This window comes from Nocardia sp. NBC_01499 (assembly GCF_045040275.1).
Classification (GTDB): domain Bacteria; phylum Actinomycetota; class Actinomycetes; order Mycobacteriales; family Mycobacteriaceae; genus Nocardia.
The window spans coordinates 5740421-5758377 of sequence record NZ_CP109426.1; the positions used below are offsets into that span (position 1 = coordinate 5740421).

General features: G+C 66.7%; 16 protein-coding genes. 7 read left to right on the forward strand and 9 right to left on the reverse strand.

The features are described 5' to 3' along the window. The first annotated feature begins 40 nt into the window (after positions 1 to 40). Entirely contained in the window at positions 41 to 3496 is a 3456-nt protein-coding gene (locus tag OG203_RS26210) for a BTAD domain-containing putative transcriptional regulator (protein WP_405159922.1), read from the forward strand. Between the two features lie 8 nt (positions 3497 to 3504). On the opposite strand, the gene OG203_RS26215 is transcribed toward OG203_RS26210, so the two are convergent. After that, entirely contained in the window at positions 3505 to 4224 is a 720-nt protein-coding gene (locus tag OG203_RS26215; RefSeq protein WP_405159923.1) for an alpha/beta fold hydrolase, read from the reverse strand. Positions 4225 to 4338: 114 nt separating this feature from the next. Continuing rightward, positions 4339 to 4872, reverse strand: a complete 534-nt coding sequence (locus tag OG203_RS26220; protein WP_405159924.1) for a CGNR zinc finger domain-containing protein — start codon at positions 4870 to 4872, stop codon at positions 4339 to 4341. A gap of 83 nt (positions 4873 to 4955) precedes the next feature. Here OG203_RS26220 and OG203_RS26225 point away from each other — a divergent pair, with 83 nt between their 5' ends. Next, on the forward strand, positions 4956 to 5855 hold the full coding sequence (locus OG203_RS26225; RefSeq protein WP_405159925.1) for a DMT family transporter: 900 nt from the start codon (positions 4956 to 4958) through the stop codon (positions 5853 to 5855). 57 nt (positions 5856 to 5912) lie between these two features. Here OG203_RS26225 and OG203_RS26230 read toward each other — a convergent pair whose 3' ends face one another. The 3 genes from OG203_RS26230 to OG203_RS26240 form a co-directional block, all read right to left on the reverse strand. Continuing rightward, positions 5913 to 6536 (reverse strand): Tellurium resistance, encoded by a 624-nt coding sequence (locus tag OG203_RS26230; protein ID WP_405159926.1) that lies wholly within the window; start codon positions 6534 to 6536, stop codon positions 5913 to 5915. 107 nt (positions 6537 to 6643) lie between these two features. Continuing rightward, on the reverse strand, positions 6644 to 7744 hold the full coding sequence (locus OG203_RS26235; protein WP_405159927.1) for a DUF475 domain-containing protein: 1101 nt from the start codon (positions 7742 to 7744) through the stop codon (positions 6644 to 6646). Positions 7745 to 7965: 221 nt separating this feature from the next. Next, complete coding sequence (locus OG203_RS26240; protein ID WP_379283348.1) at positions 7966 to 8541, reverse strand: TerD family protein; 576 nt, start codon at positions 8539 to 8541, stop codon at positions 7966 to 7968. Positions 8542 to 8686: 145 nt separating this feature from the next. Here OG203_RS26240 and OG203_RS26245 point away from each other — a divergent pair, with 145 nt between their 5' ends. The 5 genes from OG203_RS26245 to OG203_RS26265 all read left to right on the forward strand — a co-directional run bounded on the left by OG203_RS26245 (position 8687) and on the right by OG203_RS26265 (position 14834). Beyond that, positions 8687 to 9904, forward strand: a complete 1218-nt coding sequence (locus OG203_RS26245; RefSeq protein WP_405159928.1) for a hypothetical protein — start codon at positions 8687 to 8689, stop codon at positions 9902 to 9904. A gap of 13 nt (positions 9905 to 9917) precedes the next feature. Further along, a complete protein-coding gene (locus tag OG203_RS26250) occupies positions 9918 to 11132 on the forward strand; it encodes an HpcH/HpaI aldolase/citrate lyase family protein (RefSeq protein ID WP_405159929.1) in 1215 nt (404 codons plus the stop codon). After that, positions 11129 to 13630 (forward strand): phosphoribosyltransferase, encoded by a 2502-nt coding sequence (locus OG203_RS26255; protein ID WP_405159930.1) that lies wholly within the window; start codon positions 11129 to 11131, stop codon positions 13628 to 13630. The genes OG203_RS26250 and OG203_RS26255 overlap by 4 nt, the downstream gene beginning before the upstream one ends. Then, complete coding sequence (locus OG203_RS26260) at positions 13627 to 14475, forward strand: HAD family hydrolase (protein ID WP_405159931.1); 849 nt, start codon at positions 13627 to 13629, stop codon at positions 14473 to 14475. The genes OG203_RS26255 and OG203_RS26260 overlap by 4 nt, the downstream gene beginning before the upstream one ends. Positions 14476 to 14552: 77 nt before the next feature. Continuing rightward, positions 14553 to 14834 carry an NAD-dependent epimerase/dehydratase family protein gene (locus OG203_RS26265; protein ID WP_405159932.1) on the forward strand — a complete coding sequence of 94 codons (282 nt, stop codon included), beginning with the start codon at positions 14553 to 14555 and terminating at the stop codon, positions 14832 to 14834. Between the two features lie 97 nt (positions 14835 to 14931). Here OG203_RS26265 and OG203_RS26270 read toward each other — a convergent pair whose 3' ends face one another. The 4 genes from OG203_RS26270 to OG203_RS26285 all read right to left on the reverse strand — a co-directional run bounded on the left by OG203_RS26270 (position 14932) and on the right by OG203_RS26285 (position 17869). Then, positions 14932 to 15663, reverse strand: a complete 732-nt coding sequence (locus OG203_RS26270; protein ID WP_405159933.1) for a hypothetical protein — start codon at positions 15661 to 15663, stop codon at positions 14932 to 14934. 108 nt (positions 15664 to 15771) lie between these two features. Further along, complete coding sequence (locus OG203_RS26275; RefSeq protein WP_405159934.1) at positions 15772 to 16536, reverse strand: AIM24 family protein; 765 nt, start codon at positions 16534 to 16536, stop codon at positions 15772 to 15774. A 3-nt stretch (positions 16537 to 16539) separates the two neighbouring features. Then, positions 16540 to 17235 carry an AIM24 family protein gene (locus tag OG203_RS26280; RefSeq protein ID WP_405159935.1) on the reverse strand — a complete coding sequence of 232 codons (696 nt, stop codon included), beginning with the start codon at positions 17233 to 17235 and terminating at the stop codon, positions 16540 to 16542. A gap of 10 nt (positions 17236 to 17245) precedes the next feature. Continuing rightward, entirely contained in the window at positions 17246 to 17869 is a 624-nt protein-coding gene (locus OG203_RS26285) for an AIM24 family protein (RefSeq protein ID WP_405168007.1), read from the reverse strand. Between the last annotated feature and the right edge of the window lie 88 nt (positions 17870 to 17957).

Here is a 17957-nt window from a genome sequence, read left to right on the forward strand (position 1 = left end):
TGTTCGGGCTGGACGGACACATCAAGGCGGTGGAGCACGGATGGATAACGCGGACGCGGGCGCGCCCTCGCCTCCTGTGCTGCGATTGACGCTGCTCAACGGGGTGGAAGCGCATCGCGACGAGCAGGTTCTCGCGTTGGGTCCGCCGCAGCGGCGTGCGGTGCTGTGCGCGCTGGCGTTGCGGCGTCGGCAATGGATGTCGGCGGCGAGTCTGCTCGCCGCGTTGTACGACGGTGTGCCACCGGCCAGCGGCGTCGGCGTGATCCAGACCTACGTCTCGGCGCTGCGCCGAGTGCTCGAGCCGGACCGCAAACCACGGACACCGCCCGCGGTACTGCTGTCCGGACATGGCGGATATCAGCTGCGGATCGAGGATGAACAGACCGATCTCGGCCTGTTCGACCGGCTGGTCAGCGAGGCGGCCCGTGCGCGTGAGCTCGGTGATTGGGCGCGTGCCGAAGGTCGGTATGCCCAGGCACTCGCCCTGTATTCCGGCGAACCGCTCGCCGGGCTGCCGGGGCCTTTCGCGCAGCGCCTGCGTGCCGGGCTGGCCGAGCGACGGCTCGCCGTTGTCGAGGACAGCCTCGATGTCGTTGTCGCACTCGGCCGTTCCGCCGAGGTGATCGACCGCCTGCGCATGCTCACCGCGGAACATCCACTGCGCGAACGCCCGCGCGCGGTGCTGATGCGGGCGCTGTACTCCCATGGTCGCCAGTCCGAAGCGCTGGACGTTTACCGCGAAACCCGCAGGCTGCTCGTAGATCAGCTCGGCGTTGAGCCGGGCGAGGAACTTCGCTTGCTGCACAACCAGATCTTGGCCGGTGAAAGCGTGCTGCGACAGCCTCGATCGCGGCAAACCCTGACCGCCGAGACCGCTGCCGACTTGGACGATAGCGGTGCGCGGCAGATTGTCCCAGGCGTTGAGTCGGACCGATCCGCGCATCCACTAGAAGATGCCGCCGAACAGCGCCTCGGCATGGTGGCCGCGCTGTGGCCGGTGCCGGATTCGGCGGCGCCGATCGTATTCGAGCGGGATAAGGAGCTGACCAGAATCGCGGCGTGGACAGAGCGCGCGGCCGCGGGCAGCGGTGGGCTGGTGGTGATCTCGGGACGGCCCGGTTTCGGTAAGACGCAATTGCTCGATGAGGTGGCCCGGCGAGTGCCAGGTGCGCGACGGGTGGACCTGCCACCGTTGTGGGATGGTGCGGCGGCGTTCGGCCTGGTCTCGGAACTGGTCGGCTCCGTGATTTCGACCGAGGAAACCGACGCGCAGATAGTAGAAGGCTTGTCCGCCAGGCTAATTCAGGATTCGGCGGCGGGACTGCTTGTCATATTGGTGGACGGCGCGGAACAGTTGGACGAGCGTTGCGCGCGAGTGTTGACCACATTGGTGCCGCGACTGCGTCGAATGCGAGTGCTTGTCGTGTTGGCGCTGGACGAACGCTCCTGGGAGCCAGCGATTCTCGACCTGCACGAGCGGCTGGAGCCACTCGCTGTCGCGGTATTGCGGCCGAGTGGGCTCAGCGTCGCCGCGATCGAGGGACTATACGAACGGCGCACCGGGGCCGTGTGCCCGCCGGGTCTGGCCGCGGACATTCAGCGGGCGACGGCCGGCATCCCGCTGCTGGCAGGCGCGTTGATCACCGACCTGGCCGCACTCCGCGACCACGACCGTATTCCGGATTACCTACCGGAGGGCTGCTACTCGCGCTCGATCAGCCGATTGCTCGGCCGATACTCGCCGCCCGGGGCCGCGATGCTGTGTGCGCTCGCCGTGCTGCAGGATGTCGCGCCGACCCTCGAGGTGCTCGCCGCCGCCTGCGCCGAATCGGTGGACGCGGTGCGTCAACGCTGTGAAATGCTCGCCGCCACAGGCATTTTGGTGTCGGTGACACCGCCGGTGTTCCGTCATCCGTTGATCGGCAACACGATTCGCTGGCTCGGCGGCCTTGACGGCACCGACCGGATCCGGCTCGCCGCCGCCGAGCAGGCTCGCAGCGCCGGATATTCGGCCAGACAGGTTGCGGCCTACCTGCGCGACCTGGTCGGTGTGCGGTACTCGCGGTGGACGGTTGTGTTGCTGGACGCGGCTGAGGAGTGCCTGCGTCACGGCCTGATCGCCGACGCCGTGCGGCAGCTGGCGGCGGCTTTGCGGATCACCACACCGCAGGGGCGCGACGACATCCTCGTTCGCCTCGGCCAGCTGGAGTTGTGGACGAACCCGGCCGCGGCCCGTGCGCATCTGGAGGAAGCGCTGCACAGTCAGCGCGAACGCCGCGTCGCGCCGACCGCGCTCATTCCGCTGGCCTGGACGATGTCGACGCGGGGGCAGGCCGGTGCGGCGACAGCGCTGCTCGAAGCGGTGCTTGCTGAGACCGAGATGCGAGACCCATTGGCGGCCAAGGATATTCGGGCCGCATCCTGGGCGGTCGCCGGCCTGACCTCGACGACTTGGCACGGCTTCGTCACGGCGTTGCGCACCGCTGGAGCGACCGACCAGATCACCACGGCGATCCTCACCTGGGACGATGCCTTCCGCGTCAAGCACGCCGCGCGCGAGACACTCGCCCGCTTCCCTGCCGGACCTGATCCGGCACGCGGCTGGGATGTGCTGCCGCAGCAGCTGATCGGGCTGCTCGCGCATCTGTCCATGTGGTCCGGCGATCTCGCGCTGGCCAGGCAGCTCAGCGAGCAGCGCAAGGATCATCACTTCGGCACTATCGACGTCTACCGCCTCATCCTGCGCTCGGAAGTGCTACTGCGCTGCGGCGACTACCGGCGGGTGCTGCGCGAGGTCGCGCCGATCGTCGGCATGCTGGGCGAGGAGTCCATCCGGCCGCCACTCGCGCTGGTCGCCCAGTACGCGCATGGCCTGCTCGGGCTCGGCCGACTGACCGAAGCCGAGCAATGGCTCGACAGCGTGAGCGACCATGCCAACCCCGAAACCTGGGAGTGGACAGTGGTTATCCACGTCAAGGGCATGCTCTGCGCCGCTCGCGGAGACTCCCGCCAGGCGATCGCCCACTTCCTGGACTGCGGGCGCCGGGTTGCTGCGGTCGGCATCGCCAACCCGGCCCACATTCCGTGGCGCAGCTGCGCGGCAATGGAACTCGTGCGCCTCGGCGAGCGCGAACAGGCGCGCGAACTGGCCGCTGCGGAACTCGAACTGGCCCGGCAGTGGGATACCCCCGGCACCATCGGAAGGGCTTTGCGCGCAATGGCTTCGGCCGCGCCCGGCGGGGTGGACGCGGAACTGCTCGCCGAAGCGGTCGGCCTGCTGCGCCGCTACGACTCCCCGGTCGAACTGATCCCGGCGCTGTTGGAACTTGCCGCGGTCCGCTACGACGGTGGCGACATCGAGCGCGCCGCTGAGCTGCGCTGGGAAGCGCGCTCGCACGCCGAAACAATCGGTGCCACAAGGTATCTCGACCTTATCGGCGACCTGCTCGGCGCGCCGGCGGTCATCCCGTCAGCCGGTGGCGTGCCCACCGGCTGACGAAATCTTCACTGACCGGCGGCTGCCCGCGCGATGAGGTCGGCGATCGCGTCCGGCTCGGTGATCATCGAGGCGTGCCCGGTGGCCAGCGACACGATGTGATCCTCGGTGGCTACCTGGTAGGCCATCTTGGTCTCCAGGTCTGGGTGGATCATCGCGTCCAGCTCGGAGATCTGGTACCAGGTGTTGTCCCGCAGCGTCACCCAGGCGGGCGTCGCGGAGCCTGAACCAGCAAGGGAGAGAACGGAAGTCGGCTTCTGCGTGGCGGCGAGCAGTGCGGCCTCGCGCGGGTCGGCGTCGGCGGCGAAGTCGACGTGGTAGCGATCGCGGGCGATGATCAGGTCCGGGGCGTCCTCGGCGCCGATATTCACCAGGTCCGCACCGCTGGGCAGTTCCTGCCCGAATTCCTGGTTGATCTGGAAGGCGGACTGGCCAGCGGCGGGCGCGTAGGCGGCGACGAAAACCAGCCCGGTGACATCGGCACGACCCGAGCCGGCCTGGCTGATCACCGCGCCACCGTAGGAGTGGCCGACCAGGATCGTCGGCCCGGCCAGCGCGTCCAGATCGCGGGTGACCGCGGCAACGTCGTCGGCGAACCCACGTAGCGGTAGCTGGCTGGCGACCACGGTGCCGACGCCCTTGTCGAACAGCCGCTCGATCACCTTGTTCCAGCAGGACCCGTCGGCCCAGGCGCCGTGCACGAGCAGCACATTCGGGGTAATGGTCATCGGTTTCCTCCAGTTCACGTCGGATCGCCGGAGCCGGTGGGCGATCGCTCCCCTACAGCATCGGGAGCCGACTGAACGTGGTCTGAATGTCTACCGAACGCGCTGTTCAGTGCCCTATTCGGTGGCGTGCCGCGCGCGGAAGGCCGCGCTCTTGACGCGGTTGCCGCACACGGTCATATCGCACCAGCGGCGGGTGCCGCCGCGGGAGGCGTCGACGTAGAGGCGGGTGCATTCGGGGCGGCCGCATTCCTTGATCGTGGCCGAGCTGCCGAGCAGTTCGATGGCGGAGCGGGCGATCGCGGTGAGCGCGGCGGCGGGGGTGCCCGCGCGGGTGATGGTGCCGTCGGGTCGTAGGCCGATCGCGGGGAGTTCGCCCTTGGCGCAGTCGTTGACGAGGCGGCGGTCGGCGTCGGCGAGTGGTTCGCTACCGGACACGGCGACGGCCATGCGGTATGCGGCCTCGCGCAGGCGCACGGCACGGTCGAGGGTCGTCGCGTCGCAGTCGGGGGCGTGGTCGAGCAACTCGGCGGCGACCAGCCAGTCGGCGAGATCGGCGGGGGTGGCCAGGGCGTCGTCGAACGTTGTGGTGCGGGCCTTGACCGTGCCCGCGAAATCCAGGGCGAGGTTGCCGCTGACGAAGGTGAACACCCTCCCATAGTAACCACCTTGACAGGTTACGTATCGAGCTGCCACGGTAGTAACCATCTAAGGCGGTTGGCTCAGGAGGGCACGTGAAGGCTCAGTTCATGTCGGCGGCCGCGCAGCCGGTGTTCGTGGTGCTGTGGAGCAGCGCGTTCATCGCCGGTGTCGTCGGTGTCGGTGCGGCGCCGCCGATGATGGTGCTGTTCGCGCGCTATGCGGTCGCGGGCGTCCTGCTGGTCGCCTACGCGTTCGCGGTGCGCGCCACCTGGCCGCGCGGGCGGCAACTGCGTCACGTCGCCGTCGCCGGACTGCTGATGCAGATGGTGCAGTTCGGCGCCTTCTACACGGCGATGGGCGAGCATGTGCCCGCGGCCGTCATCGCCCTGGTGCAGGGTTTGAATCCGGTGGTCATCGCGCTGTTCGCCGGGGTGCTCGGCGAAACCGTTACGGCGCGACAGTGGTTCGGCTTCGGCATCGGTGGTGTCGGTGTCGCGATGGCGGTCATGGATCAGTCGAAGTTTTCGCTGATCGGTTTGCTGCTGTGCGTGATCGGGTTGCTCGGGTTGAGCATCGGCACGGTCTATCAGAAGCGGTTCGTGCCCGAGGTCGATTCCCGGGCGTCCACGGCGGTGCACGTGCTCGTCAGCGCGCCCATCGCGGGCGTGCTCGCCTGGTTGACCGGTCAGTTGCACGTGGCGGATGTGACCAGGTTCGCCGGATCGCTCACCTGGATGGTGTTGGTGAACTCGATGGCCGCGTTCCTGTTGCTGAACGCGATGCTGCGGCGTTGGGATGCGACCAGGGTCGGCAGGCTGTTCTTCGCGACTCCCGCGGTGACCGCACTGCTCGCCTGGGTGCTGATCGATCAGCCGTTGCGGCCGTTGACCATTGCCGGACTCGCGGTCGGCCTGATCGGCTTGGTCTTCGCCTCGCGCAAACCCGCCGCGGTACCGGCTGCCACGCTACGACCCGCGGTTGCGGTGCGCTGAACCAACTTACGAGCGCTGGGCTATTGACGAGCGCGGGCCTATTGACGAGCGGTGGGCTTACTTACGAGCGCTGTGCCAATTCATGCCCCACCGGTACGCCTCGTCGATCTCCTTCTGCGCACCGTTGATGTAGTGGACTTCCCGGTGCACGGTGATCCCGTTGCCCTGGTTCTGCAGCAGCGCGATGGCGCAGGAGCGGGCGCCGTCGACGGGGGAGTCGAGGCGCACCTCGATCTGCGGGCCAGCGGTGGGAAACAGGGTGACGACACCGTCGGCGGCGGCCCAGTTCGGCACGCCCTCGTAGATGAAGGCGAAGATCAGAATGCGCCGGAACAGTTCGGGCCGAGCGAGATTGATGTGCATATTCTCACCACCGGCCGCGGTGCCGCTGCGGTCGTCACCGTCGAGGGTGATGTACGGCTCGGCGTCGAGCGAGCCGAAGTTGTTGCCGATCGCCTGCACGACACCCTTGGTGCCGTTGGCCAGCTCGTAGAGGCAACCGAGGTCGAGATCGATCGGCTTGGCCTTGCGGAAGAAGCCCTTCGAACCAGTGGACCAGTTCAGGTTGACCCGCATGTTGCCCTGCTGCTCACCGGGTTTGGTGAGGTTGATGCTCGGTGTCGCCTTCGACAGGGTCACCTTGGACAGATTGACCCCACCGGCGTTGCTGTCGATCGCCATCGGCGTGATCCCCCTCGAGCTGTGTGCATGACCAGAAATGGCAGCGGCAGCGGTCCTCCGGAGGGAGTGGCCGCTGCCGCACAAGCCTTCGGCTTACGTACCGAAAATCAGCCTACCGGGGTCGGCTCTCGTTCGCTGTCCACATTTTCGTCGTCTGCCCGCCGATTGCGAATGACGCTGGTAATGAACGCCGCGCCGATGAACGCGACGCCGACCAGGCCGGTGATGATCTCGTTGATGTGCACGCCGATCGAGACGAACAGGATGACGGCCAGCGCGCCGATCGCCCAGTGCGCGCCGTGCTCGAGATAGACGTACTCCGACAGCGTGCCCTTGCGCACCAGGTACACGGTGATCGAGCGGACGAACATGGCGCCGATCAAACCGAGGCCGAGCGCGATGATGATCGGGTCGGAGGTGATGGCGAACGCGCCGATCACGCCGTCGAAGGAGAACGACGCGTCGAGCACCTCGAGATAGAGGAACAGGAAGAACCCGGCCTTGCCGGTCGCCTTGACCAGCTCCGACGGACCGCCACTACCTTCCTCGTCGGTGTGGAACATCGAACCGAGACCGTCCACCACGATGTAGGTGACCATGCCGAGCAGGCCCGCGACGAGGACGGTCGCGCGCTCGTCGTCGGCCGCGATCAGTTCCGCCGTGAGCACCAGCCCGATGGCCCCGACGACCACCGAGAGCATGTCGAGCTTGCCGAGCCGGGCGAGCGGGCGCTCCAGCCAGGACAGCCAGGTGATCTCGCGCTCTTCGAAGATGAAGTTGAGGAACAGCAACAGCAGGAACATGCCGCCGAACGCGGCGATCTGCGGATGCGCGTCGGTGAGCAACGTTTCGTAGCTCGGGTCGCCATTGGCGAAGTGCGCGGCGCCGTCGGCGGGCGGGTTGAGCGCCAGGTCGAACGCCTTGATCGGGTCCAGCCCCGCGGTGACCCACACGATCGCCAGCGGGAAGACCAGCCGCATGCCGAACACGGCGATCAGCACGCCGACGGTGAGGAAGATCTTCTGCCAGAACTCATTCATCCGCTCGAGCACCGTCGCGTTGATGACGGCGTTGTCGAAGGAGAGCGAGACCTCGAGGATGCCGAGGATCGCGGCCAGCGCCAGCGCGGTCGGTCCTCCGTAGAGCAGCGCGGCGGCGAGCGACAGCACCGTCACGATGATTGACATGCCGAAAATGCGCAGGACCACGCGGGGACCTTTCGTTGGCGTCGGCCGGACATCCGTCCGTCCGAGCGCTTGTCTGATGTAACCGATCTGGCGCCGCTCATACCAGCGTGGCCGCAGAACCGCCGGATGTCCAACGGTGTCGCGCCCACCGCTGTGGCGGGCGAGCTAGCGTCATCCCGGGTGGCCCGGGCGCATGACGAGGGGGCCCGTTGCCGGGCCCCCTACGAATCGCGAAGTGTTCCTTAGACGTTCACGCCGTAGTCGCGGGCGATGCCGGCGAGCCCGGAGGCGTAGCCCTGGCCGATCGCGCGGAACTTCCACTCGGCCCCATTGCGGTACAGCTCGCCGAACACCATGGCGGTTTCGGTCGAGGCGTCCTCGGTGAGGTCGTAGCGGGCGAGCTCGTTGTTGTTGCTGCGGTCGACAACGCGGATGTAGGCGTTGCGCACCTGACCGAACGACTGCTGCCTGGTCTCGGCGTCGTAGATCGAGACAGGGAAGAAGATGCTCTCGATGGTCGGCGGGGTGTTTGCCAGGTCGACGTTGATGATCTCGTCGTCGCCCTCGCCCTCGCCGGTGGTGTTGTCACCCGCGTGCTCGATGGCGCCGTCGGGCGACTTCAGGTTGTTGAAGAACACGAAGTGCTGGTCGGAAAGCACCTTCTTGTCCGCGCCGGTCGCGATCGCGCTGGCGTCGAGGTCGAAGTCGGTACCGGTGGTCGTCCGCACATCCCACCCTAGGCCGACGGCGACGGCGGTCAGGTTAGGCGCCGCCTTGGTCAGCGAGACATTGCCGCCCTTGGACAAACTGACACCCATGCGGGATTCCCTTTCAATAGTCCGTCATTGGTCCCCAGCATGTCCGAATCGCCGGGTACGCCTTACGACAGTAGTAGGTTTCCGCGAACTTGCGTAGGAACCCGCAGAACCCCCGGTGAACACCGGAGATCTCTAAGATCGGGGCGTGGTAGGTCGTAGGCGTGGCTGGTTCCGGTCATCCGGGAGCAACGAATGGATCGGGCAGGCGCGACAGGCGCTGGCTTCGGCGTTCCTCGACATGGACAAGCGCCAGAGCGCGGCCGAGGCGGCGGTGCACGCGTCCGAGCAAGTGTTCCCCGACCGCAGAATGGCCGTTGCCTGGGAGCCGGTGCGCAGCCGTTGCTACGACGCTGCTGGCGCGTATGTCGCGCTGACCGAGCAGCTCGAGCAGGCCGAACGCGACGGAACCCCGGTGGCGCAGGGCCCGCAGCAGTCCGACGCGGTGACCAGGCAGCTGACCGACGCGGCCCGCGCCGTCGACGAGTTCTATCGCGGCAATCAGGCGCAGCTCGAGCACGCGGTCGCCGTCCTTGGCACCGTGCCGCAGCTGGCACAGCAGGTGAAGATCGCCGCGGCGGGGGTGCGCGGGCAGGCGGCCGACTCCGAGTACGCGAACTACCCCTCGGTGCGCGAACATGCCGCCGCGGTGGATGAGGCTCTCATCACATTGGAAGCCGCCGGTTCGGGCGCGCCGGTGGCCGCGGTGCGCGAGGCCGCGAACCGGCTGGAGGCGGAGACGAAGCGGCTGGCGGACGCGTTGGCGCAGGCCCCTTCCAGGGCCGCCGCCGCGAAGACCGCGATCTCCTCGGTGACCACCAGGCTCGCCGCGGCGCGGACCAGGGCCGAAGGGCTCGGCCCGGCCTACTCGGGGTTGCTGCGCGAATTCAACGCTGCGAGTTCGGCGGATCTGGCCGACAATGAGCGGGAAAGCCAGCGAGCCATCGACGCCGCGGATGCTGCCCTCGGCCGGGCGCGTGCGGCAGCGGCAGAGCACAACCCGGAGATTGCACTTGATCTGACCACATCCGCCCGCGGGTATCTCACGGAGGCCGAGCACAAGGTCGACGCCGTCACCAAACGGCTGGCAACGTTGCGTGAAGTCCGGTCCGACCCGCACGAGAAAGCCAAGGCCGTACGATTTCGGCTGCGGGATGCCCAAATGCTCGCGGTGAGTCGCGGGCTCGTCACCGAATGGGGCTCTGTGCTGGACGCGCAGGCCGCACGGATCGACCGAATCAGCGAAACGCTGACGGGTCGGCACCCCGACTACTGGGCCTATGTGGCGGAGCTGGATACCATCACCGATTTCATAGCCGGGGTAGTGGATCGAATGAGAAAACAAGCAGGACCACGACGAGAATGAGGGTGCGATAACGATGACCGCAGGCATCGCCGTCCAGCGGGAGGTTTCCCTGCGGAAGCGAATGCCGCTGCGCCACTTCCGGCAGCTGCACGGCCCCGAGGCACGAAATCTGTTTTTCCGCGAACCGGAGCCGTTCGGCGACGATTACACCGATCGAGAATTACTGGCCATCGGCCTCGGCGCGACGTTGTACGCACCGGCCACCCGGCCGGATCTGGCATTGACCATCAGCAAACGCGCCGAGCGCGGTGTGTGCTCGATGGTGATCGATCTCGAGGACGCGGTCGCCGATCACGAGGTGGAACTGGCCAAGCGGCAGACCATCGATACATTGAATCTTCTTGCGGCCAATGGGGATTCGAATCCATTGCTGTTCGTCCGGGTGCGCGACGCGGACACCATTACCGAGATCGTCGAGCAATTGGGTGCTGGCGCCTCGGTATTGACCGGGTTCGTTTTCCCGAAGTTCGACAGCACGACGGGCCCGAAGTATTTGGACGCGTTGAGTGCGGCGGTGGACCGGCTGCACCGGCCCATCTACGGAATGCCGGTGCTCGAATCGGCGGGACTGGTGCACCGGCAGACGCGGGATCAGGAGCTGACGCAGATCGCGGAATTGCTGGCCGAGCATCGGGAGCGGGTGCTCGCGGTGCGGGTCGGCGCGACCGATATGTGTTCGACGTTCGGTATTCGGCGTGACCGCGACCTGACCATCTACGACGTGCGGGTGGTCGCCGATGTCATCGCCGACATCGTGAACTACCTCGGGCGCGCGGACGGGACCGGTTTCGTGATCACCGGGCCGGTCTGGGAGTACTTCGCCGATCACGAACGGATGTTCCGGCCGCTGCTGCGCACCGCGCCGTTCGAGGAGTCCGACGCGGTGCCGTTCCGGCAGTACCTGGTGAGCCGGGACCTGGACGGGTTGCTGCGGGAGATCACCCTGGACCGGGCCAACGGGATCCAGGGCAAAACGGTGATCCATCCGTCGCATGTCGCGGCGGTGCACGCGCTGTCGGTGGTGACGCACGAGGAGTACTCGGACGCGCTGGACATCCTGCAGGTCGACGTCGGCGGTGTCGCGGCGTCGGGATATCGGAACAAGATGAATGAGATGCGCCCACACCGCAGTTGGGCGCGGCAGACGCTGCTGCGGGCGCGGGTTTTCGGTGTGGCGAATAAGGGAGTTTCGTTCGTGGATTTGCTGACGGCCTTGGTGACGGTATGACCGGCGCCGCTCTAGACATTGTTGGAATTCCCTGGGCAACAAAAACTCTCGGCCTGCGACTGCACCACGAGGAGTCATACGGCGCGGCCGCCGCCAGGCCCGCCAGCGCGCTGCCCGCCGAACTGGCCATCGCGGAGCTGATCCAACCCGGTCTGCGCCGCAATCCGCGCCGTGCCCACCTACTCGTATCCACCGTGCTCGGAAAACACCTGCCGACCGACCCGCGTGTCGTGCTCGACGGCGGAAATCGACTCGGCGACCTCGTCCGCGAGACCCTCGGCGACCGCGACGCACTCGTCCTCGGCTTCGCCGAAACCGCAACGGGTCTCGGCCATTGCGTCGCCGCACGCCTCGGCGCCGTCGGCTACCTCCATTCGACGCGGCGCGACGTAGCCGAGGCCGAAACCCTCACCGGATTCGAAGAGGGCCACTCCCACGCCACCTCCCACCAGCTGCAACCCATGCCCGCCGATATCTTCGTCAACGACCTCCCGCTGGTGCTCGTCGACGACGAAATCTCCACCGGCGCAACCGCTCTCGACGCGATCCGCGCCCTCCACGCATTTTCGCCCCGCGCGCATTACGTGCTGGCATCGCTGGTAGATATGCGGCTAGAGGTGGATCGCACCGCTTTCGACAAGGCGGCGGCGGAACTCGGAGTGCGGATCGATACCGTCTGCTTGGCGTCGGGGCACACGGTGCTGCCGGAGGGGCTGGTGGACGCGGTCGCTGATCTGCCCGAGCCGGACATGAATCCTGTTGCCGCACAGCGTGGTTCGTTTACTCGTATCGAATTGCCCTGGCCTGCTTCGGTGCCGGAAGGCGGCAGGCACGGGATCCTGCGTTCGGATGTCACCGCGTTCGACGCGGCCGTCGGTGCCGCGAACGACGCGCTGCGGTCGCGGCTCGCGGCGGAGTTCGCCGGTCGGCCGGTAATCGTGCTCGCGCACGAGGAGTTGATGTATCTGCCACTGCGGTTGGCGGCGGAACTTGCCGATTCCGGTACGCCAACTCGGTACCAAACCACCACGCGATCACCGGCGTATGTGCTGGACGAACCCGGGTATCCGCTGCGTCGCGGATTCCGTTTCACCGCACCGGAATCCGGTCAGGAACAGCCACGCTATCTGTACAACGCGCAGTGGGCGGCGGAATTCTCCGGCCAATCGGACGACGCTGCTCAGCGTGCGGATTCGACGGGTGATCCGGTGCTGGTCGTCGTCATCGATCCACCGGCCGATACCGAGGAACTCGTCGCGCACGGCGGGCTCGTCGATGTGCTGACCAACTCCGGAGCGGATGTGCTGGTCGCGGTGCTCCCCGGCGCCGATCCGCGCAAGCTGCGTGCCGAGCGACGTGCGACGGCACTGCCCGAGCCGCTGCACGGTCCCGCGTTCGGTTCGTATGCGGCCGAAGAAGTGTCCTGGCTGCTGAAGGACCTGTCCGATATCGACCTCGAAGCCGATGTGGCGGAACGGGAACGGCGCATCCAATCCGGTGCCGCGCACTACGCGGAGTCGCTGCCGATCGAGTATCAGCCGGATGCCGCTTACCGTTCGCTGTTCGACGAGGTGCTCGCCGACAGTGCCGAGCGGCTCGCGCTCGCCGTGGCGACTGTCGCGGAACTCGTTGTGGCCGAACGCGGTGACGACGTCGTGTTGGTGTCGCTGGCGCGGGCTGGAACGCCGATCGGCATCCTGATGCGGCGTTGGTTGCGGTCCGGGCGCGGTGCCGGACTGCCGAGTCTGGACGTGCCGCACTACGCGGTATCGATCGTGCGTGACCGAGGCATCGATGCCGTCGCACTGGATTATCTTGCGCGGCATCATGATCCGGCGTCGATCGTGTTCGTGGACGGCTGGACCGGCAAGGGCGCCATCACGCGGGAGCTCGGCGAGGCACTCGACGCGTATCACGCGGCGGGCGGTGCCCGGTTCAATGGCGAGCTGGCCGTGCTGGCCGATCCCGGCCATTGTGTCCGTACCTATGGCACGCGCGATGACTTCCTCATCGCCTCGGCCTGTCTGAATTCCACCGTGTCCGGCCTGGTTTCCCGCACGGTGCTGAACGACACGTTGATCGGGCCCGGCGAGTTCCATGGCGCCAAGTACTACCGAGAGCTGGCGGGCGACGATGTCTCGCTGCGGCTGCTCGACGCAGTGAGTGCCGCGTTCGATACCGTGCGCGATCGAGTGCCCGCCGAGGTGGCAGCCGTTCGCGACAGCGATCGCACGCCGACCTGGACGGGGTGGGCCTCGGTCGAGCAGGTGCGTGCCGAATATGGCATTGCCAGTGTGAATTTCGTGAAGCCCGGTGTCGGTGAGACCACCAGGGTGCTGTTGCGGCGGATGCCGTGGCTGGTGCTGGTTCGCGACGCCGAGGCGCCCGAGCACGCGCACATTCGCCTGCTCGCCGCGGCCCGCGGCGTGCCGGTCGAGGTCGTGCCCGACCTGGCCTATTCGTGTATGGGACTGATCAAGGATGTGCAGCAGACATGATGGAGCTACGCAGGCTACGAAGACAAACGCTGGTCGCCACCGACCTGGACCGAACAATGATCTACTCGCGCAACGCTTTCAGCGCGCACACCGACGTGCCGACCGTCTGCGTGGAACATCTCGAGGGCGCGCCACTGTCGTTCATGACGACCGCCGCCGCGCTGCGCATGCAGACGCTCACCGAGCCAGCGGCCGTCATTCCGACAACCACGCGGACCATCAAGCAGTTCGCACGCATCCAATTACCCGGCGCCCCATGGCGTTACGCCATCACCAGCAATGGCGGCAACATCCTCGTCGACGGTGTGCCCGACCTGCGCTGGCGCATCGACATCGACGCCAAGGTCCGCGCGGGCGGTGCGACCCTCGCCGAGATCACCGCCGAACTCCGCGCCCGCATCGATGATTCGTGGGTCACCAAGTTCCGCGAAGCCGACGACCTCTTCTGCTACCTGGTGGTGCGCCCCAAGGAAGTTCCCGCCGGCTTCCTGGCCGAGTGGGACGCCTGGTGCCGGGCCCGCGGCTGGTCCGCCTCACAGCAGGGCCGCAAGATCTACTCGATGCCCGACGTCGTCTGCAAGAGCCACGCCGTGGCGGAGGTCCGCCGTCGCCTGCTCGACTCCGGCGAACTCGACACCGAGGCAAGGACTTTCGCCGCAGGCGACGGCGCGCTCGACGCCGAGATGCTGCGCGCCGCCGACTACGCCATTCGCCCACGGCACGGCGAACTGGAACACCTCAACTGGACCCACCCGAACCTCACCATCACCCGCGCCACCGGCATCCTCGCTGGCGAGGAAATCATCAACTGGTTCATCAAGGGATCACCACAGTCGGCTGATTAGGCGCTACCTGGGTGTGGCCTGGGGTCCTGAAGTCAGGTGGGGGCTCGACCGCTATCGGTGACCGGCACAATGCTGGGGTGCGGGTACTGGTGACGGGGGTGAACGGGTATCTCGGGAGTGTTGTTGCCGAGGTGCTGCGGTCTCGCGGTCATGAGGTGGTCGGGCTGGTGCGGGTTGGGCGGGGACTGGTGCCGGATGGGGTGTCGGTTCGGGTCGCTGACCTGCTGGATGCCGAGGCGTTGACCGCGGCTGTCTGCGATGTTGATGTGGTGTGTCATCTGGCGGGGCTGACCCGGGTTCGTGAATCCTTCGCCGATCCGCTGCGCTACTTCGAGGTCAATGTGGGTGGTCAGCGATAGTGCTCGTGCTCGACATGAATTGCATTGGGAGCCAATGTTCTCCGATATTCCGAGGATCCTCGGCGATGGATGGACGGCGCTGACCGGTTCGCGGTGATCACGGCCTGCGGTCGCGGATCCGGCTGAGCCAGTCGAGGCCGTCACGCAGGGTCGGCGAGCGATCGGCTCTCGGCTGGTACCGTGCGTCGGGCGGCGCGGACTTGTGCAGGTACTCGTTTCGAGCGGCCAAGTCCGCGCGCGGCGGGGTCGGGTTGGCGTGGCCGACGTCGCGTGGCTGTGCGGTCCCCGGGTGGCCGAGGTTCTCGAAGAAGCGGTCGAGCGTCGAACGCTCTTGTCCGCGTTGGCTATCCGTGCCCGATCGGGCGGCGGACTTCTTGTCCGGCGCGAACGGGATGCCGGTGGAGAGGGCGCGCAGTCCGAGCGTGAGCATCTCGCCGAGCATGCCGATGCCGATGGACAGGGTGATGGGTTTGGCGTCATGATGCATCCCCATGGTGCTGCCGAGCAGGCTGATACCGAAACCCGTTGCTATCGAGGTCGTCCACACGACAAGGGTTTTCACGGTGTAGCGCTGCCAGAGATGCCCGTCGCGGGCGAACAACACGGTGGTGGTGCCGCGCACGGCACCGAAGGCGATACCGACCACACCGCCGATCACCAACCAGACGATGTCGGTCCCACTGAGGTCGGCGACCTTGGTTACGCTGTAAACACCGATCCCCACCAGGATCAACGGCGTAAGAAACGTGTCCCGCGCGTCCACCGGCTCCCCGAGGAACCGTTTCACGATCAACACGATCGCCCCGACGATGATGACGAACACCATCATGATGCCTCCCAGCAAGAAGTCCTGCCGGAAAACTAACTCCGCCCCGAGCCAGCTCGAGTCCGCCGAAGGTACGACCCGAAGGAGGATTCCCGCGTCAGCCGCGGCGGCTCAGTAGTTCTGCTGGCCGCCCAACTGCTGGGTGATGATGGCCTGGAGGCGTTGCAGTCCGCTCGGTGAGATGCCGCTTTGGATCTGGCCCTCGATGGTGCGCACCAGCATGGCGTCGCTGAGCACCTTCTCGCTGGATTGGATGAGCACGGTGCCGGCGCCGGTGAAATCGAATTGGCGTTCCTCACCGGAGTTGACGCCGAAGCGGGCGGCGCCGGCGGCGAGGAAACTGGAGATCCAGCGCTGGTCGTAGTGATGGCTGGGGGAGGGGCAATCGGCCCATCCGACAAGGGCTTCCGGGTCGACCCGCAGCGGCGGCTCGGCGAACATGACCGGGCCGTTGGAGGAGGCGAGGAACTTGCCGGTGCCGATCAGGGTGAGGAAGCCGGGCACGATGGACTGGTTCAGCGACAGGCCTGGCTCGAACGCGAGCAGGTTGGCGGCGCGGATGGTGAGATTGCCGTTGTCTTCCAGGTCATAGGAATTGATGCCGTAGCCGCGGTCGCCGATGATCAGCTTTCCGTGCCCCTCGGCGACCACATAGTCGCCGGTGAACAGCGGGGCCGAGAATTGTTGCGCCACCATGTGTAACAGCCCGCCTTGCAGACCGTGGGTGAGCATCTGGAATCGCATATCGCCGTAGTAGGCGATCATCGCGCCCTTGCGCATGAACCACGGCTTGTTCAGGTCGATGCAGTAGGCGTAGCTGTTTCCCGGAAGATTGTCGCTCTCACCGAGTTTCATCGGATTCAAGATGTCACTCATGGATCACAACTTCTCTTCCGAGGCCTGCACGTACACGACACCCTGTCCGACACAATGCAATTGCATGGCCTCACCGGAGCCGCGGCCTACCGCGTCACGCCAGCTGAGCGCCGTTTTCAGTTCGGTCTGCACATTGCCGTACGCGGCGACGAACGCCTGCGGATCGACGACGATCGGATTCGGCCCGCCCACTGGCAATTCCAGGAAGCCGCCGTGCGCGAGCAGCACCGCCGAGCCCTGCCCGGACAGTTGGGTGGTGAACATGCCCTGACCGGTGAGTGCGCCGGTCGCGGCACCGCGCAACGCGCCCATCAGCCCGCCGCCGCCGCTGCCACCCGAACTCATCACCGAGACAATGGAACTCTGCAATCCCGCGGTATTGGCCAGCAGCCGCGACGCCTCGACGCGCAACGTCGCACCCGGCTGCATCTGGACGACGTGCACCTCCAGTCCCGCGAATCCGTAATGCACTTCGCCGGTGCCGTGCGCGAGCATGGTGCGCTCGTGCTCACCCGCCATCATGCGACCGGCCACCCGCATCAGCCCGCCGCCGCCACCCATGGCCTGGCCGCCCGGAATCTGGTGCGGCGCAAAGGAAACATCCCCGGTATAGAACAGCATCGCGCCGGTGCGGGCCGCAACCCCACCCGCCATCCCGACGTTGACCTTGACGACCTTGCCGTTGACCTTCTCGAACATCCGCTCGCCCTTACCGTTCCGCCGGCTGGATCAGCACTACGCCCTGGCCGTCCCAGCGCAGCGAGAACGCCTCGCCCGCGTCCTGGCCGACGAGCGTGCGCCAGGAGACGTCGGTGACGAACGACTGATTGAGGTTGCCGCGCGCCGCGACGAACGCGTCCGGGTCGACGACGAGTGGGTACTGCGGCGACACCTCGAGGTGGATCAGCGGCCCGCCCGCCGACAGCAGCGCGACCTGCCCCTGGCCGGTGACCGTGGTGGTGAACAGCCCCGCGCCGGTCGACGCGCCGCGCAGACCGGCGAACCGGACGTCGGTGCGGAGGTTTCCGGCGAACGCGAGCAGCTGCTGCGATTCCACCTGCAGCGTCTCGTTGTTCAGGTCGACGACGGTCACGTGCTGGCCGTTCACCGCGAAGAAAACTCGGCCGTTGCCGGAGCATTCCATCAGCGCGAGCTTCTCGCCGGTCGCGCGGCGCTTGAGCCCGGCGAGCACGCCGTCGCCGCCGCCGAAACCGGCCGCTTTGAACTGCACATTGCCTTCGTAAGCGACCATCGAGCCGGAAATCGCGCGGAGAGTTGTCCCGGCGAGATGCGCCTCGATCACCTTCTTGGATTGTTCGAACAGTTGCGCCATGCGGGTGTTCTGCCTGCTGTCTCGATCTCCGAACATGGAAAACCACCACGTTCCAACTATGTGTCGACACATTAACCGATGCCCCGGG

What these genes read in the sequence shown, in the direction of transcription:
- OG203_RS26210 (WP_405159922.1), top strand. Translation starts at nt 41, where the DNA reads ATGGATAACGCGGACGCGGGCGCGCCCTCGCCTCCTGTGCTGCGATTG.
- OG203_RS26215 (WP_405159923.1), bottom strand. Translation starts at nt 4,224, where the DNA reads ATGACCATTACCCCGAATGTGCTGCTCGTGCACGGCGCCTGGGCCGAC.
- OG203_RS26230 (WP_405159926.1), bottom strand. Translation starts at nt 6,536, where the DNA reads ATGGCGATCGACAGCAACGCCGGTGGGGTCAATCTGTCCAAGGTGACC.
- OG203_RS26240 (WP_379283348.1), bottom strand. Translation starts at nt 8,541, where the DNA reads ATGGGTGTCAGTTTGTCCAAGGGCGGCAATGTCTCGCTGACCAAGGCG.
- OG203_RS26250 (WP_405159929.1), top strand. Translation starts at nt 9,918, where the DNA reads ATGACCGCAGGCATCGCCGTCCAGCGGGAGGTTTCCCTGCGGAAGCGA.
- OG203_RS26255 (WP_405159930.1), top strand. Translation starts at nt 11,129, where the DNA reads ATGACCGGCGCCGCTCTAGACATTGTTGGAATTCCCTGGGCAACAAAA.
- OG203_RS26260 (WP_405159931.1), top strand. Translation starts at nt 13,627, where the DNA reads ATGATGGAGCTACGCAGGCTACGAAGACAAACGCTGGTCGCCACCGAC.
- OG203_RS26270 (WP_405159933.1), bottom strand. Translation starts at nt 15,663, where the DNA reads ATGATGGTGTTCGTCATCATCGTCGGGGCGATCGTGTTGATCGTGAAA.
- OG203_RS26275 (WP_405159934.1), bottom strand. Translation starts at nt 16,536, where the DNA reads ATGAGTGACATCTTGAATCCGATGAAACTCGGTGAGAGCGACAATCTT.
- OG203_RS26280 (WP_405159935.1), bottom strand. Translation starts at nt 17,235, where the DNA reads ATGTTCGAGAAGGTCAACGGCAAGGTCGTCAAGGTCAACGTCGGGATG.
- OG203_RS26285 (WP_405168007.1), bottom strand. Translation starts at nt 17,869, where the DNA reads ATGGCGCAACTGTTCGAACAATCCAAGAAGGTGATCGAGGCGCATCTC.